Origin of the sequence: Streptomyces purpurascens, assembly GCF_045040895.1 — a bacterium.
In the GTDB taxonomy this organism is placed as follows: Bacteria; Actinomycetota; Actinomycetes; order Streptomycetales; family Streptomycetaceae; genus Streptomyces; species Streptomyces purpurascens.
Window position 1 is genome coordinate 2,406,808 of sequence record NZ_CP108341.1, and the last position, 15,409, is coordinate 2,422,216.

Annotated in this window: 16 protein-coding genes; 6 read left to right on the top strand and 10 right to left on the bottom strand. The window is 73.1% G+C overall.

The annotated features are described in order from the left end of the window. Positions 1-158 precede the first annotated feature (158 nt). Genes OHU35_RS11000 through OHU35_RS11025 form a run of 6 tightly spaced genes read left to right on the top strand, consistent with a single transcriptional unit; the run spans position 159 to position 7,043 of the window. Positions 159-1,181, top strand: a complete 1,023-nt coding sequence (locus tag OHU35_RS11000; protein WP_405505238.1) for an ADP-ribosylglycohydrolase family protein — start codon at positions 159-161, stop codon at positions 1,179-1,181. Then, positions 1,178-2,428: an ADP-ribosylglycohydrolase family protein gene (locus tag OHU35_RS11005; protein WP_405505239.1), complete on the top strand. Its 1,251-nt coding sequence runs from the start codon at positions 1,178-1,180 to the stop codon at positions 2,426-2,428. Before OHU35_RS11000 ends, OHU35_RS11005 begins: the two co-directional genes overlap by 4 nt. A 7-nt stretch (positions 2,429-2,435) precedes the next feature. Next, positions 2,436-3,605, top strand: a complete 1,170-nt coding sequence (locus OHU35_RS11010) for an ADP-ribosylglycohydrolase family protein (RefSeq protein WP_405505240.1) — start codon at positions 2,436-2,438, stop codon at positions 3,603-3,605. Continuing rightward, positions 3,593-5,026 carry an ADP-ribosylglycohydrolase family protein gene (locus tag OHU35_RS11015; protein WP_189728967.1) on the top strand — a complete coding sequence of 478 codons (1,434 nt, stop codon included), beginning with the start codon at positions 3,593-3,595 and terminating at the stop codon, positions 5,024-5,026. The genes OHU35_RS11010 and OHU35_RS11015 overlap by 13 nt, the downstream gene beginning before the upstream one ends. After that, on the top strand, positions 5,023-6,222 hold the full coding sequence (locus OHU35_RS11020) for a CaiB/BaiF CoA transferase family protein (RefSeq protein ID WP_405505241.1): 1,200 nt from the start codon (positions 5,023-5,025) through the stop codon (positions 6,220-6,222). The genes OHU35_RS11015 and OHU35_RS11020 overlap by 4 nt, the downstream gene beginning before the upstream one ends. Then, positions 6,219-7,043, top strand: coding sequence for an HpcH/HpaI aldolase/citrate lyase family protein (locus OHU35_RS11025; RefSeq protein WP_405505242.1), 825 nt, complete (start codon positions 6,219-6,221; stop codon positions 7,041-7,043). Before OHU35_RS11020 ends, OHU35_RS11025 begins: the two co-directional genes overlap by 4 nt. Positions 7,044-7,109: 66 nt before the next feature. Here the strand turns inward: OHU35_RS11025 and lgt are convergent, their stop codons facing one another. The 10 genes from lgt to OHU35_RS11075 form a co-directional block, all read right to left on the bottom strand. Beyond that, positions 7,110-8,042, bottom strand: a complete 933-nt coding sequence (lgt, locus tag OHU35_RS11030) for a prolipoprotein diacylglyceryl transferase (RefSeq protein WP_189728972.1) — start codon at positions 8,040-8,042, stop codon at positions 7,110-7,112. A gap of 84 nt (positions 8,043-8,126) precedes the next feature. Beyond that, complete coding sequence (locus tag OHU35_RS11035; protein WP_189728974.1) at positions 8,127-8,903, bottom strand: thioredoxin domain-containing protein; 777 nt, start codon at positions 8,901-8,903, stop codon at positions 8,127-8,129. An 86-nt stretch (positions 8,904-8,989) separates the two neighbouring features. Continuing rightward, on the bottom strand, positions 8,990-9,808 hold the full coding sequence (gene trpA, locus OHU35_RS11040) for a tryptophan synthase subunit alpha (protein WP_405505243.1): 819 nt from the start codon (positions 9,806-9,808) through the stop codon (positions 8,990-8,992). Further along, the gene (gene trpB / locus OHU35_RS11045; RefSeq protein WP_189728978.1) at positions 9,805-11,091 is read right to left on the bottom strand and encodes a tryptophan synthase subunit beta; all 1,287 of its coding nucleotides are present in this window, start codon (positions 11,089-11,091) and stop codon (positions 9,805-9,807) included. The genes trpA and trpB overlap by 4 nt, the downstream gene beginning before the upstream one ends. 59 nt (positions 11,092-11,150) lie before the next feature. After that, entirely contained in the window at positions 11,151-11,375 is a 225-nt protein-coding gene (gene trpM / locus OHU35_RS11050; RefSeq protein WP_189728980.1) for a tryptophan biosynthesis modulator TrpM, read from the bottom strand. A gap of 21 nt (positions 11,376-11,396) precedes the next feature. Next, on the bottom strand, positions 11,397-12,206 hold the full coding sequence (trpC, locus tag OHU35_RS11055; RefSeq protein ID WP_189728982.1) for an indole-3-glycerol phosphate synthase TrpC: 810 nt from the start codon (positions 12,204-12,206) through the stop codon (positions 11,397-11,399). A 139-nt stretch (positions 12,207-12,345) separates the two neighbouring features. Beyond that, a complete protein-coding gene (locus OHU35_RS11060) occupies positions 12,346-12,780 on the bottom strand; it encodes a DUF2752 domain-containing protein (protein ID WP_189728984.1) in 435 nt (144 codons plus the stop codon). Between the two features lie 83 nt (positions 12,781-12,863). Next, entirely contained in the window at positions 12,864-13,115 is a 252-nt protein-coding gene (locus OHU35_RS11065) for an HGxxPAAW family protein (protein WP_189728986.1), read from the bottom strand. 126 nt (positions 13,116-13,241) lie between these two features. Continuing rightward, positions 13,242-13,883 (bottom strand): TIGR02234 family membrane protein, encoded by a 642-nt coding sequence (locus OHU35_RS11070; protein ID WP_189728988.1) that lies wholly within the window; start codon positions 13,881-13,883, stop codon positions 13,242-13,244. Positions 13,884-13,924: 41 nt separating this feature from the next. Further along, positions 13,925-15,406, bottom strand: a complete 1,482-nt coding sequence (locus OHU35_RS11075; RefSeq protein ID WP_189728990.1) for an anthranilate synthase component I — start codon at positions 15,404-15,406, stop codon at positions 13,925-13,927. Positions 15,407-15,409: the final 3 nt, after the last annotated feature.

Genomic DNA, 15,409 nt, shown 5'->3' on the forward strand with positions numbered 1-15,409 from the left:
TACGCCGTGAATTCCGGCGCCGCCAGCAAGGAAAGGCTGGGCTAACCTGCGGTTTTACCCTTCTGCGCTCACTTGATCATCACCCCGCACAGATGTCGACCGGGTGATGCTGTGGCTCCCGAGGCTCGGGGCGGTCGCCGGAGTGGGACACATGCCGTATGGCATCGATCGCCTGTATCCCCTCCGTCCCGGCGCCCGGGCCCGGGGACGCCGCCGAGCTCCGCGAGCGGGCACGGGGCGCGCTGCTGGGCCTGGCCGTCGGTGACGCCCTCGGCGCCCCCGCCGAGAACATGAAGCCCTCCGAGATCCGCGCCCGGTGGGGCCGCATCACCGGCTACGTCACTGATAACCCGTCCGGCACGGATGACACCGAGTACGCGATCTTCTCCGGTCTCCTTTTGGCCCGGCACGGCTCCGCACTCACCCCGGCGCATGTGGAGGCGGCCTGGCACGAGTGGATCGCCGACCGCGACGAGGGCCCTTTCCGGGGCGCCGGCTTCAGCGAGCGCGGCACGCTGGAGAACCTGCGCAGGGGCCTGGCCGCCCCGATCTCCGCCCAGCACCGGCACGCCTGGAGCGACGGCCTGGCGATGCGCGCGGCCCCCTTCGGGGTGTTCGCGGCGGGCCGCCCGGCGGAAGCGGCCCGCCTGGTCGCCATCGACGGCTCGGTGAGCCACGACGGCGAGGGCATCTACGGCGGCCAGGCGGTGGCGGCGGGCGTGGCGGCGGCGATGGCGGGCGCCCCGGCGATCGCGGTCGTGGCCGCCGCCCTCGCGGTCGTGCCCGACGACTCGTGGACGGCCCGCTGTCTGCGGCGCGCGGTGGCGGTGGCCCACCGCGGCGAACGGGCGGTCCGCTCCGCGGTCGTCATCGGCGGCTACCCCTGGACCGACCTGGCCCCCGAGGCGGTCGCCCTTGCCTTCGGCGCGTACGCGGCGGCCGACGGCGACTTCGAACAGTCCGTCCTGACAGCGGTGAACATGGGCCGCGACGCGGACACGACGGCGGCGGTGGCGGGGGCGCTGGCGGGAGCGACGCAAGGTGTCGCGGCGATCCCGCAGTCCTGGGCCACCCCCATCGGCCCGGTCCTCGGCAGCTGCCTCCCAGCGATGGCGGGCTACCACGTCCTGGACGTGGCGGACCTGCTGGCAGCGGACAGCGGGACGGAGGTACGGGCATGACCCCGCTGGCACCGTCAGCCGCCGACGGTGAGAAGCCCCCGCAGGGGCCACCACCCGAGACCGCCGACGGCGAAGGCGCCCCACGGGAGACCAGGACCCTTCGGGTGACACTTACGAGCGGTGCGCGAGCGGGAGACAGAAAGGCCGAAGGCCTCCTGCTCGGACTCGCCGCCGGAGACGCCGCCGGCTGGCCCGCCGCCCGCCACAGAGCCGCCCGCATGCCCGACTGGACCCGCCGCCTCACCCGCGAACTGGACACCTTCGCCGAACACAACGCCACCACCACCCTCCCGGTCCCGATCGCCCTGAACCAGCCCCCCGAACCCCTCCGCCTCGGCCCCTCCGACGACGCCGAGTGGGCGGCCTTCGCCGCCGAAGCCCTCCTGCGCGCAGGCGACGACACCGTCCTGAACGACCTCAGCCGCGAACGCCGCACCCGAGCCGCCATCGACCTCACCTGGAACGCCCTCGCCGCCGAGGTCGCCGCCGCAGCGGACCGCGCGCCCGAGATCGAGTCCGCCGTCCTCCCCCTGCGCGCCCGCATCTCCGTCCGCGCCGGCCTCGGCAACCTCGCCACCGGCCTGCGACCGCCCGCCACCGGCCACGACAACCCGCACTACTTCGACGACGCGGCCTGCGTACGCGCCTGTGTCCTGGCCATGGCCCACCCGGGCGACCCCGGCCGCGCCGCCGCACTCGCCGAGTTCGACGCCCGCTACACCCAGGACGGCGACGGCGTGCACGGCGCCCGCGCGATGGCGGCGGCCCTCGCCCTCGCCCTGGCCGGGGCGAACGTCGACGCCTGCGTCACGGCGGCCCTCGCCGAACTCCCCGAGGAGACGGAGATCGGCCGCAACGCCCGGCACGCCCTGCACCTCGCCGCCGCCGCGGACAGCGCCTTCGCCCTGGTCCCGCCCCTGGAACACCAGATCGTCGACCACGTCTACAGCTACGGCATCGCCGCCGCCGAAACGGTCCCGGTCGCCCTCGCCCTGGCCACCGCCGCCCGCGGCCGCATCGCGGAGGCGGTCCCCGCCGCGGCCTGTCTGTCCCGGGTCGCGGACTCCGCCCCGGCCCTGGCGGGCGCCCTCACCGGCGCGCTGGGCGGCGGCGCCTCGATCCCGGCCTCCTGGCGGAAGACCTGCCGCACGCTCTCCGGCTGCGTCCTCCCCCGTCTCACCGGCACCGACCTCGTAGAACTCGCCGAACTCCTCGAAGCCGCACAACCGGCCCGCCCAGGTGGATGATGCGGCCATGAACCCCAAACCACACCAAAACGCCCCGCTGGACGAGCGGATCACCGGTGCCCTGACCGGGGCCGCCGTCGGCGACGCCCTCGGCGGCCCCGTCGAGGGCTGGGCACCCGAGCAGATCCTCGAACGCCACGGCGGCCGCGTCCACGGCATCGTCGGCCCCTGGCACGGAGACGCCTGGCGCACCGCCCGCCCCCTCGCCCCGTACCACAAGGGGGACGGCCACATCACCGACGACACCTTGATGACCCACGCCCTGGTCCGCGTCTACGCCCGGGTCCGCGACCACCTGGACGCCTACGCGGTCGCCGACCACCTCGTCCCCGACCTGATGACCGAGCCGCGCTGGATCCCGGAACTGGAGACGGAGGCCCTCCCCCTCCAGCGGATCTTCCTGGCGGAGAAATGGCTGGTGACGAGGCTCCACTACGGCCATGCCGACCCGCGCGAGGCCGGCACCGGCAACATCGTCAACTGCGGTGCGGCGATGTACATGGCTCCGGTCGGCCTGGTCAACGCGGCCAACCCGCCGGCGGCGTACGCCGAGGCACTCGACATCGCCGGCGCGCACCAGTCGTCGTACGGCCGTGAGGCGGCGGGCGTCCTGGCCGCGGCGGTGGCGGCGGCGTGCACCCCGGGAGCGACGCCGGAATCGGTCGTCTCGGCCTGTCTGTCCCTGGCGAAGGACGGCACCCGCACGGCCATCGAGCGGGTCTGCGAGGAGGCCTCCCGGCACACGGACTTCGAATCGGCGCTGCGCCCCCTGCGCGAGGCGGTGGCCCCCTACGACACGGTGGGCCCCGACTACCGGTCGCCCTCCCTCGGTGCCCGCCGCCCTTCCCGCCTCCACGCGATCGAGGAACTCCCCGTAGCGCTGGGCATGTTGCTCGTGGCCGGGGGCGACTACCGCCACGCGGTCCTCGGCGCGGTGAACTACGGCCGCGACTGCGACTCCATCGCCACGATGGCGGGGGCCATGTCCGGTGCCCTCGGCTCGCCGGTCCCCCAGGACTGGTCCAAGACGGTCGCGGAGGCCAGCCGCCTGGACCTCTGGGAACCGGCTACGACCCTCACGGCCGTGACCCGCGAGATCTTCGCCCGGGACGTATCCCGCCGCCGCACCCACGAACAGGCCTTCGCGTCCCTCGGAGGCCCGGCATGCTCCGACTGACCTGGGTCCAGCCGGAGGACCTGATCGGCCACGAACTCCGCCAGGCATCCCAGGACGGCCGCGAGCCGAAGGCGATCGCGGCCCGCTGGACAACGGCGGGCGGCGGAGAGGCCCCCCTTACGGCGGGCGCGTCCCCGACCCCGGCGTCCCGCTACCTCCGCCAGCTGGCGGAAGACCTCCTGGACGAACTGGCGGACCTGCCGAGCAGCTTGGCGGACGAAGAACCAACGGACCTGGACGGAATCAAGTCGGCTTGCACGAACTGGCCGCTGTCTGCGGGCAGTCGTGCCGCTGGGGCGGCACGGGTGGGCGCAGGCGGCACCCCGCCAGCGCGGGCGGGCGTCCCCACCCCGCCCTCAGCAACAACCCCGCAGCACCTCGAAGCCGCCTGGCTGGGCCGAGCCGTCGGCTGCCTGCTCGGCAAACCCGTAGAGAAGCTCCCCCTCGAAGCCATTCGCCAACTGGCCCGATCCACCGGCAACTGGCCCCTCACCACCTATTTCACAGCCCGAGGCGTCCCGGCAGAACTCCTCACCGCACACCCCTGGAACCGCCGCTCGGCGGCCACCTCCCTCGCCGAGAACATCGACGGCATGCCCGAGGACGACGACCTCAACTACCCCCTCCTCAATCTCCTCGTCCTCCAACGCCACGGCAGCGCCTTCACCACCACGGACGTGGCCCGCACCTGGCTCGACGAACTCCCCGCCGGCCGCACCTTCACCGCCGAGCGCATCGCCTACCGCAACCTGCTCTCCGGCCTGGAACCCCCGCACACCGCCCGCCATCGCAACCCGTTCCGCGAATGGATCGGCGCCCTGATCCGCGCCGACGTCCACGGCTGGACCAACCCCGGTGACCCGGCCGCCGCCGCGGAACAGGCCCACCGCGACGCCACGCTCACCCACACCGCCAACGGCGTCTACGCGGCGATGTTCGCGGCAGCCACCCTCGCGACCGCCGCGACGGGCGAACACGACATCCACGCCTGCCTGCGCACCGGCCTCACCGTCGTCCCCCCACGCTCCCGCCTCGCCCGAGCCGTCCGCCACGCCGTCCGGCTGGCGGGCGAGCACGACGACTTCGACACGGTCGTGGACGAACTCCACGCCGTCCACTCCCCCACGTACCACTGGGTGCACGCCGTCCCCAACACCGCCCTGATCGCCGCCGCCCTCACCCACGCGAACGGCGACTTCCCCGGCTCCGTCTGCCGTGCCGTGAGCGGCGGTTGGGACACCGACTCCAACGGCGCGACGGCCGGCAGCGTCGCCGGCCTGCTGGCCGGACACCCCGCGGCACTCCCCGACCGCTGGACGGCTCCGTTGAAGAACCGTCTCGCCACGTCCGTCGGCGACTTCGACGGCATCGGCTTCGACGCTCTCGCCCACCTCACGCACCGGGAGACCCACCGCCCATGACCGCTGCCACGACCGCTCCCCTCACCGGCCTCCGCGTCCTCGACCTCGCCACCCTCTTCGCCGGCCCGCTCGCCGCCACCCTGCTCGGCGACTTCGGCGCCGAGGTCGTCAAGGTCGAGCACCCGTCGAAACCGGACCCCTCCCGCGGCCACGGCCCGTCGAAGGACGGCGTCGGCCTGTGGTGGAAGACGCTCGGCCGCAACAAGCGCACCATCACCCTGGACCTGTCGAAGCCCGGCGGCCGCACCACCCTCCTGCGCCTCGCCGCCACCGCCGACGTGGTCATCGAGAACTTCCGCCCCGGCACCCTGGAGAAGTGGGACCTGGGCTGGCCGGAGCTGTCGGCCGCCAACCCGCGCCTGGTCCTGGCCCGCGTCACCGCCTTCGGCCAGTTCGGCCCCTACGCTCATCGCCCCGGCTTCGGCACCCTCGCCGAGGCGATGAGCGGCTTCGCCGCGATCACCGGCGAACCGGACGCGCCCCCGACCCTCCCGCCGTTCGGCCTGGCCGACTCCATCGCGGGCCTGACGACGGCGTACGCCGTGATGACGGCGCTGGCGGCGCGCGAGCGCACCGGCGAGGGCCAGGTCGTCGACATGGCCCTGATCGAACCGATCCTGGCCGCCCTCGGCCCCCAGCCCCTCTGGTACGACCAGCTCGGCCACGTCCAGCCCCGCACCGGCAACCGCTCCCCCAACAACGCCCCGCGCGGCGTCTACCGCACGGCGGACGGCACCTGGGTCGCCGTCTCGACGTCGGCCCAGTCGGTGGCGGAGCGCGTGATGCACCTGGTGGGCCGCCCGGAACTGATCGACGAACCGTGGTTCGCCACGGGCGCCGACCGCGCCCGCCACGCCGATCTCCTGGACGAGGCGGTCGGCTCCTGGATCGCCGCGCGCACCCGCACGGACGTCCTGGCGGCCTTCGAGAAGGCGGAGGCGGCGGTGGCCCCGGTCCAGGACGTCCGGGACGTGATGGCGGACCCGCAGTACCAGGCCCTGAACACCATCACCACGGTCGACGACCCGGAACTGGGCCCCCTGCGCATGCAGAACGTCCTCTTCCGCCTCTCCGCCACGCCCGGCGCGATCCGCTGGGCCGGCCGCCCGCACGGCGCCGACACGGACGAGGTCCTGACCGAGCTCGGCCTGTCCCCGGCCGAGCTCACGGCGCTGCGCACGGAGGGCGCCCTGTGACGGCGGCGTACCCGCTCACCTGGCTGTACGCCCCGGGCGACCGCCCGCACGTGGTGGCCAAGGCCCTCACCTCCGGCGCCGACATCGTCGTCATCGACCTGGAGGACGCGGTCGCCCCGGATCGCAAGGCCTACGCCCGCGCCGCCACCGCCGACCTGCTCGGCGACCTGCCACCGGTCCCGGTCCACGTCCGCGTCAACGCCCCGGACACCCCGTGGGCCGCGCCGGACATCGCGGCCGTGGCCCGCGCCCCCGGCCTCTGCGCCCTGCGACTCCCCAAGATCACCTCACCCGCCGAGGTCGTCCGGATCGCCGAGCGCGCCGTCCCCCCGGGTCTGCCCCTGTACGCCCTCCTGGAGACGGCCCTCGGCGTGGAACAGGCGTACGCCGTCGCCGGCGCCCACCCGTCCCTGCGGGGCATCGCGCTCGGGGAGGCGGACCTGCGGGCCGACCTGGGCGTACGGGACGACGCGGGTCTCGACTGGTCCCGCTCCCGGGTGATCGTGGCCGCCCGGGCTGCAGGCCTGCCCCCGCCTGCGCAGTCGGTCCACCCGGACATCCACGACCTGGCGGGGCTGGCCGCCTCCTGCGCCCACGGCCGCGCCCTGGGCTTCCTGGGCCGCGCCGCGATCCACCCCCGTCAGCTGCCGGTCATCGAACGCGCCTATCTGCCCACCGAGGGGGAGATCGAACAGGCGGAGACGATCCTCAAGGCGGCGGCGACGCAGCAGGGCGCCCAGGCTCTCGCGGACGGCTGCTTCGTCGACGCGGCGGTGGTGACGGCGGCCCAGCGCACACTGTCCCTGGCCCGCCGTCGCTGAGACACACCGAGGGCGCCCGGAACATCTCCGGGCGCCCTCGGTCACACGTATACGTACGGCGGACGGTCAGGTCTTCTTCGCCGACCCGGCCCCGTCCTTGGCCTCGTCCTCGGCCTCGTCGTCGTCCTTGTCGGCGTCAGCGGCGGCCTTCTCGCCCCCGTCGGCTTCGCCGCCGGAAACCTCCGCACCGGGCTCCACGACCTCTTCCCGGCCGGGGCTCTTCTTCGCCGAGATCACCAGGTAGGCGACCGCGAGCAGGAACACGAGGATCGCGGTCCACACGTTCAGCCGGAGGCCCAGGATGTGGTGGGCGTCGTCGACGCGCATGTACTCGATCCACCCACGCCCCGCGCAGTACGCGGCGACGTACAGCGCGAACGCCCGCCCGTGTCCGAGCCGGAAGCGGCGGTCGGCCCAGATGACCAGGACCGCGACGCCGATGCACCACAACGACTCGTACAGGAACGTCGGGTGGTAGGTGCCCGGCACCCGCCCGTCCGCCGAGGACGTGATCTCCAGGGCCCACGGCAGGTCGGTCGGCTTGCCGTACAGCTCCTGGTTGAACCAGTTGCCCCAGCGGCCGATGGCCTGGGCGAGGGCGATGCCCGGGGCGACGGCGTCGGCGTAGGCCGGCATCGGGATACCCCGGCGGCGGCAGCCGATCCACGCGCCCAGCGCGCCCAGCGCGATCGCGCCCCAGATGCCGAGACCGCCCTCCCAGATCTTGAAGGCGTCCACCCAGTCACGGCCCTCGCTGAAGTACAGCTCGTAGTCCGTGATCACGTGGTAGAGCCGGCCGCCGACCAGGCCGAAGGGCACGGCCCAGACCGCGATGTCGGCCACCGTGCCGGCCCGCCCGCCCCGGGCGATCCAGCGCTTGTTGCCGAGCCAGACGGCAACGAAGACGCCGATGATGATGCAGAACGCGTAGCCGCGCAGCGGAATGGGGCCGAGGTACAGCACCCCGCGCGACGGGCTGGGAATGAAGGCAAGTTCCATGGCAAGGTCGACGCTACCCTGCCGCACCGGGCCCACGGCAGGCAGCCCGGCTACGGGTCCATAACGGGGGCGTGAGAAAAGCCTTTACCCCTTGTTCTCCTCCAGCACCATCTTCTTCAGCTTCGCCGGGGTCATCGCCCGGTCCTGGTAGATGTTCTCGCCCTTGAACAGCACGGTCGGCGTGCCCGAGAAGCCGCCCTTGTTGAAGGCCTGATGGGACTTGGCGACCCAGCCGTTGTGCGTGCCGTTCCGCACGCACTTGCGGAAGGCGGGGGTGTCCAGGCCGTCGACCTTGCCGGCCAGCTCGACCAGCTTGTCGTTGTCGGCGTAGGCGTCGTCGACCTCGGGGGGCTGGTTGTCGAAGAGCACGTCGTGGTACGCGGGGTACTTCCCGGCGTCCTGGGCGCAGGCCGCGGCGTTGGCGGCGTTGCGGGAGCCGGTGCCGCCCATGTTGCCGTCGATGAGGGTGACCAGGTGGTACTCCACCTTCAGCTCGCCGGCCTCGGTCAGCTCGTGGATCACCGGCCGGTACGTCGTCTCGAAGGACTTGCAGGCCGGGCAGCGGAAGTCCTCCCACACCGTGAGCGTGGACTTGGCGCTGTCCTTGCCGACGGGGATGGCGAGGCCGTCCTTGCCCTGCGCTCCCGAGGGGACCACGACCGGGCCCGACGCCTCGCTCTCGTCCTCCTTGCCGGCGTTGGCGGCGACGACGCCGATCACCGCCGCGAGACCCAGGACGGCGACGACGGCCCCGCCCACGATCAGCGCGCGCCGGCGCTTGTCCGCGGACTTCTGCTTCTCACGCTCGACCGCCAGCTTCTCCCGGGCGGTGCGCTTTCCCTCACGGTTCTTCTCGCTCACACCCCGGAAACGAACCGGGGAGGCGCACCGCGCCTCCCCAGCCCCAGGTCCACCCTTACGAGGGACCGGTATGACTTCCCGGTTTCTTACGCCTGCCGGCGCACGCCCTTGGCGAGGTCGCCCGCGAGCGCGCGGACGGCCTCGACACCGGCCGCGTCGTCCGGGGCGTCCAGCATGGCCTTGACGAACGCCGAGCCGACGATCACGCCGTCGGCGAAGCGGGCGACCTCGGCGGCCTGGGTGGCGTTGGAGACGCCGAGCCCCACGCAGACGGGCAGGCCGGTGCCGGTGGCGCGGGTGCGTTCCACCAGGTTCTCGGCCTGCGAGCTGACGGTCGCGCGGGTGCCGGTGACGCCCATGAGGGAGGCGGCGTAGACGAAGCCGCTGCCCGCGGCGGTGATGTCCGCGAGCCGCTCGTCCTTGCTGCTGGGGGCGACGACGAAGACCGTGGCGAGCCCGTGCTTCTCCGCGTGCTCCCTCCACAGCGCCGACTCCTGCACGGGCAGGTCGGGCAGGATGCACCCGGCGCCGCCCGCCTCGGCGAGCTCGGCGGTGAAGCGCTCGACGCCGTAGCGGTCGATGGGGTTCCAGTACGTCATGACGAGGACCGGCTTGCCGGTGGCCCGGTGGGCCTCGCGGACCGTGCGCATCACGTCGGCGATCTTCACGCCGCCGCGCAGGGCGATGTCGTCGGCGGTCTGGATGACGGGGCCGTCGAGGACGGGGTCGCTGTGCGGCAGACCGACCTCGACGACGTCGGCGCCGCCGTCGAGGGCGGCCTTGATCGCCTCGATGCCGCCGTCCACGGTCGGGAACCCGGCCGGGAGGTAGGCGATGAGAGCGGACCGGCCCTCGGACTTCGCCGCGGCGAGGCTGTCGCTCAACAGCTGGATGTTGCCGCTCACTTGGCGTCCCCCTCGATCTCGGCGGTGTCGGTGTCCGCGTCGGCGGCGACCTCGGCATCGGTGTCGTAGAGGCCGAAGTAGCGGGCCGCGGTGTCCATGTCCTTGTCGCCGCGGCCGGACAGGTTGACCACGATCAGCCCGTCCTTGCCCAGCTCCTTGCCGACCTCCAGGGCGCCGGCCAGCGCGTGGGCGCTCTCGATGGCCGGGATGATGCCCTCGGTACGGGACAGCAGGCGCAGGGCCTGCATGGCCGCGTCGTCCGTGACCGCGCGGTACTCACCGCGGCCGGAGTCCTTGAGGTAGGAGTGCTCGGGGCCGATGCCCGGGTAGTCCAGGCCGGCCGAGATCGAGTAGGGCTCGGTGATCTGGCCCTCGTCGTCCTGAAGGACGTACGAGCGCGAGCCGTGCAGGATGCCGGGCTCGCCGGCGGTCAGGGTGGCCGCGTGCTCGCCGGTCTCGACGCCGTGGCCCGCCGGCTCGCAGCCGATGAGGCGTACGTCCGTGTCCGGGATGAAGGCGTGGAAGAGGCCGATGGCGTTGGAGCCGCCTCCGACGCAGGCGACGGCCGCGTCGGGGAGGCGTCCGGCGCGCTCCAGGAGCTGGCGGCGGGTCTCGACGCCGATGACCCGGTGGAAGTCGCGGACCATGGCCGGGAAGGGGTGCGGGCCGGCGACCGTACCGAAGAGGTAGTGCGTGTGGTCGACGTTGGCGACCCAGTCGCGGAAGGCCTCGTTGATGGCGTCCTTCAGCGTGCGGCTGCCGGACTTCACGGCGATGACCTCGGCGCCGAGCATGCGCATGCGGGCGACGTTGAGGGCCTGGCGCTGGGTGTCGATCTCGCCCATGTAGATCGTGCACTCGAGGCCGAAGAGCGCGCAGGCGGTGGCCGTGGCGACACCGTGCTGGCCGGCGCCCGTCTCGGCGATGACGCGGGTCTTGCCCATGCGCTTGGTGAGCAGGGCCTGGCCGAGGACGTTGTTGATCTTGTGGGAGCCGGTGTGGTTGAGGTCTTCCCGCTTCAGGAAGATCCGTGCGCCACCCGCTTCCGCGGCGAAGCGGGAGACCTCGGTGAGCGCCGAGGGGCGGCCGGTGTAGTTGACCAGCAGGTCGTCGAGTTCCTTGGCGAACTCGGGGTCGTGCTTGGCCTTGTCGTATTCGACGGCCACCTCGTCCACGGCGGCGACGAGGGCCTCCGGGATGAACTTGCCGCCGAACGCCCCGAAGTAGCCTTCGGGGCTGGGGATTTGACCCTCCGGGTCGGGGATGAAGAACTGGCTGGGCATGCGGATACCTCACGGTGAGTGTGTGTGGAATGCACTAGTCGCCGTGGGGGCAAGGGTGGTCAGTCGACTGCGGGACCGCTGTGGCCGTTCGCGCAGTTCCCCGCGCCCCCAGAAGCAAAAGAGGGGCGCTGCCATCGCATGCCGTTGACCTGGCCCGGTTCGTCACCGATGACGTACCGCACGCGGCGGCCGTGGACCCGGCGGGCCGGGGCTCGGCAGCCGCGGGGGCGGCAGCCGCGCGCGAGGCGGGCGTACCGGTCCACGGTCGTCATGGTGAGAGTCATCGGGGCAAGCCTAGCGGGGGATCAGCCCCGGCCGTGCCGGAGTGCGGGGTGCTCGCCCGCCGCCACCAGGTCGGAGACCGCCGTCCTGGGGTCCTTGCCGGTGACGAGGGACTCGCCGACCAGGACCGCGTCGGCGCCGGCGTTGGCGTAGGCGATGAGGTCGTGCGGGCCGCGGACGCCGGACTCGGCGATCTTGATGATGTGGTCGGGGATCTCGGGCGCCAGGCGCTCGAAGGTGCCGCGGTCGACCTCGAGGGTCTTGAGGTTGCGCGCGTTGACGCCGATCACACGGGCGCCGGCGTCGACCGCCCGCTCGACCTCGTCCTCGTCGTGCACCTCGACGAGCGGGGTGAGCCCGATGGACTCGGCGCGCTCGATGAGGGACTCCAGGGCGGGCTGGTCGAGGGCCGCGACGATCAGCAGGACGACGTCGGCGCCGTAGGCCCGGGCCTCCCAGAGCTGGTACGACGTGACGACGAAGTCCTTGCGCAGGACGGGGATGTCGACGCGGGCGCGGACCGCCTCGAGGTCGGCGAGCGAGCCTCCGAAGCGCCGCTGTTCCGTGAGCACCGAGATGACGGCCGCGCCGCCCGCCTCGTAGTCAGCGGCGAGCCCGGCCGGGTCGGCGATCGCGGCCAGCGCGCCCTTGGACGGGCTGGAGCGCTTGACCTCGCAGATGACCTTGACGCCGTCGCCGCGGAGTGCCGCCGCGCCGTCCTTGGCCGCGGGAGCCTTCGCCGCGCGCTCCTTGAGCTCGTCGAGGCTGACGCGCGCCTGCCGCTCCGCGAGGTCGGCACGGACTCCGTCGATGATCTCGTCGAGCACACTCACGCGAGCGGCCCCCTTCCAGACGGTTGACAGTTCCAGCGACCAGTCGAAAACCGATGGTCACTGCGATGGTATCCGCAGCGGGGCGTAGGCCTCACATCCGGTTGACGCCGGTCCCACTACCTGGACAGACGCCAGTTGATCAAGGATGGAGCCAGCCACCGAAGGGCAGGTTCCGGACAACCGTGAAGACCAGCAGCAACGCGCCGAGGCTCCACACCTGCGCCGGCCGGGGATCGATCCGCAGCGGGCGCCCGCGGACCGCGTGGACCACCCATACGGTCCACAGTACGGCGAAGCCCAGATAGCCGAGGACGGCGAGCGCGTTGTCCTGGAACGCCGCCGCGAAGTCGCCGTGGACGAAGGCGTGCGCGCTGCGCAGTCCGCCGCAGCCGGGGCAGTACAGGCCGGTGTAGTGCAGCAGCGGGCAGACGGGGTAGTGGCCGGGTTCGTTGGGGTCCACCGTGCCCACGTAGGCGAAGGCGGCGGCGACGGCCGTCAGCACCCCGGCGGGGACGGCCAGGCGGCTCGGGACGCTGCGCGTCACCCTTCGGCTGTCGGCGTTCACGGTATGCATTGTGCCCCGCACGCGCGTGAGGGGCGGTCCCGGCATCCCAGTGCCGGCCGCCCCTCACGCGACAACGCGGTGTGTTCCGGGGATCAGCCCTCGGCGCGCGCCGGCTCGCGGTCGCCGGTCATCGCGTGCGGCTGGTGCAGGTCCTTGGGCTGGCCCATGCCCATCGCCCGCATGACCGCGCCGACGACACCGCCGAGCAGCACGACCACCATGCCCGCCCAGAAGCCCAGCGGCTGGTCCAACACCATGAACGCGCCCGCGATGCAGAAACCGATGAAGGCGATCGTGACACCGGTCCAGGCGGCCGGGGTGTGACCGTGGCTGCTGCCCGCCATTGCTTGCTCCTCGTTGCTGTGTGCGTGTCTGAGCAGGACGCTCGCGCCCATTGTCCCGCACGTGCGCGCGTCCGGTGAGCGGGGGTACTCCCTCCGCTTCTCGTGCCCGCGGCGCACCCGTGCGGTTTACGCCCCGGTCGGGTCCTCGCCCCGGTCGAGGGCCTTCCACAGGTCCTCGGGCCGGTCGGGGTCGACGGCGGGGGCCTTGCGGCGCGGCCGGGGCGTGCCGTCCCGCTCGTAGCGGCCGGACATCGCGGGCCACAGCCGGCCGTAGCGCAGGGCGAGCAGTCCGGCCACGAGGAGCAGGACGCCGCCGGCGGCCGCGACGTAGGGCCAGGCGGTGTGGCTGAGGGCCGCCACGGAGGCTGAGGTGTCGCCGGAGGCCTCGGCGGCCTTCTCGTCGAGTGCGGAGCTGTCGGAGGCGCCGAGCAGGGCGGCGGCGACGGTGCCCGCGCCGGAGAGCGCCAGCAGGGCGGCCACGACGACGCGGCCGCCCCGGCGGACGGCGAAGACGGCGACGAGCGCGGCGAGGCCCACTATGGCGAGCGCCGCGGGGACGCCCGTGACGTCGCTGCCCGTGGCGGTCAGGGGGAAGGCGCCACCGGCCACCGTCGCGGTGCCCTCCGACCAGCTCTGCCGGGTGGCGAGCAGGGCCACGGCCGCGCCGAGCGCGCCGCACAGGAGGGCGACGGCGAGGCTCAGGCGGCCGGCCCGGGCGGATCCGGAGGCTTGGGAACGTGGGTGCGGTACGGCAGTCACGTATCCCACTATCGCCTGAACCCCGGGCGAACCGTCACCCGGGGTTCATCTCAGGCCTTTCCCAGCCGGTTCGCCGTGTGGACGGCCCGCAGGACCGCCGCCGCCTTGTTGCGGCACTCGGTGTCCTCGGCGACCGGGTCGGAGTCGGCGACGATGCCCGCGCCCGCCTGGACGTAGGCCGTGCCGTCGCGCAGCAGGGCCGTGCGGATGGCGATGGCGGTGTCGGAGTCGCCCGCGAAGTCGAGATAGCCGACGCAGCCGCCGTACAGCCCGCGCCGGGACGGTTCGAGTTCGTCGATGATCTGCATGGCGCGGGGCTTCGGGGCGCCGGAGAGGGTGCCGGCCGGGAAGCAGGCGGTGAGGACGTCGAAGGCCGTGCGGCCCGGGGCGACGCGGCCCGTCACCGTCGAGACGATGTGCATGACGTGCGAGTACTTCTCGATGGACATGAAGTCGACGACCTCGACCGAGCCGGGCTCGCAGACCCGCCCCAGGTCGTTGCGGCCCAGGTCGACGAGCATCAGGTGCTCGGCGCGCTCCTTGGGGTCGGCGAGGAGTTCGTCGGCGAGGGCCTGGTCCTCCTGCGGGGTGGCGCCGCGCCAGCGGGTGCCGGCGATGGGGTGGACCATGGCCCGGCCGTCCTCGACCTTGACCAGGGCCTCGGGGGACGAGCCGGCGACGTCGAACCCGTCGAAGCGGAAGAGGTACATGTACGGCGACGGGTTGGTGGCGCGGAGGACCCGGTAGACGTCCAGCGCGCTCGCCGTGCACGGCGTCTCGAAGCGCTGGGAGGGCACCACCTGGAAGGCCTCGCCGGCCCGGATGCGCTCCTTGATGTCCTCGACGGCCTCCTGGAAGTCGGGGCCGCCCCAGAGCGCGGAGTACTCGGGGACTTCGGAGGGCGGCAGGACGGCGGGGGGCTGGGCCACCGGGCGCGAGAGGTCCGCCTCCATGGCGTCGAGGCGGGCGATCGCGTCCGCGTACGCCTCGTCGACACCGGTGTCGAGGTCGTTGTGGTTGATCGCGTTGGCGATCAGCAGGACCGAGCCCTCCCAGTGGTCCATGACGGCGAGATCGCTGGTGAGGAGCATGGTCAGCTCGGGCAGCTTCAGGTCGTCGCGCTCGCCGGGGCCGATCTTCTCCAGACGGCGGACGATGTCGTAGCCGAGATAGCCCACCATGCCGCCGGTGAAGGGCGGCATGCCCTCCTGGTGCGGGGTGTGCAGGGCCTCGATGGTGGCGCGCAGGGCGGCGAGCGGGTCGCCGTCGGTGGGGACGCCGACGGGCGGGGTGCCGAGCCAGTGCGCCTGCCCGTCACGCGTGGTCAGCGTGCCGGCGCTGCGGACTCCGACGAACGAGTACCTGGACCAGGAGCGGCCGTTCTCGGCGGACTCCAGCAGGAACGTGCCGGGGCGCTCGGCGGCGAGCTTGCGGTAGAGCGCGACCGGGGTGTCGCCGTCGGCGAGGAGCTTGCGGGTGACCGGGATGACCCGCCGGTCGGTGGCGAGCTTGCGGAACGTCTCGAGGTCCATGGC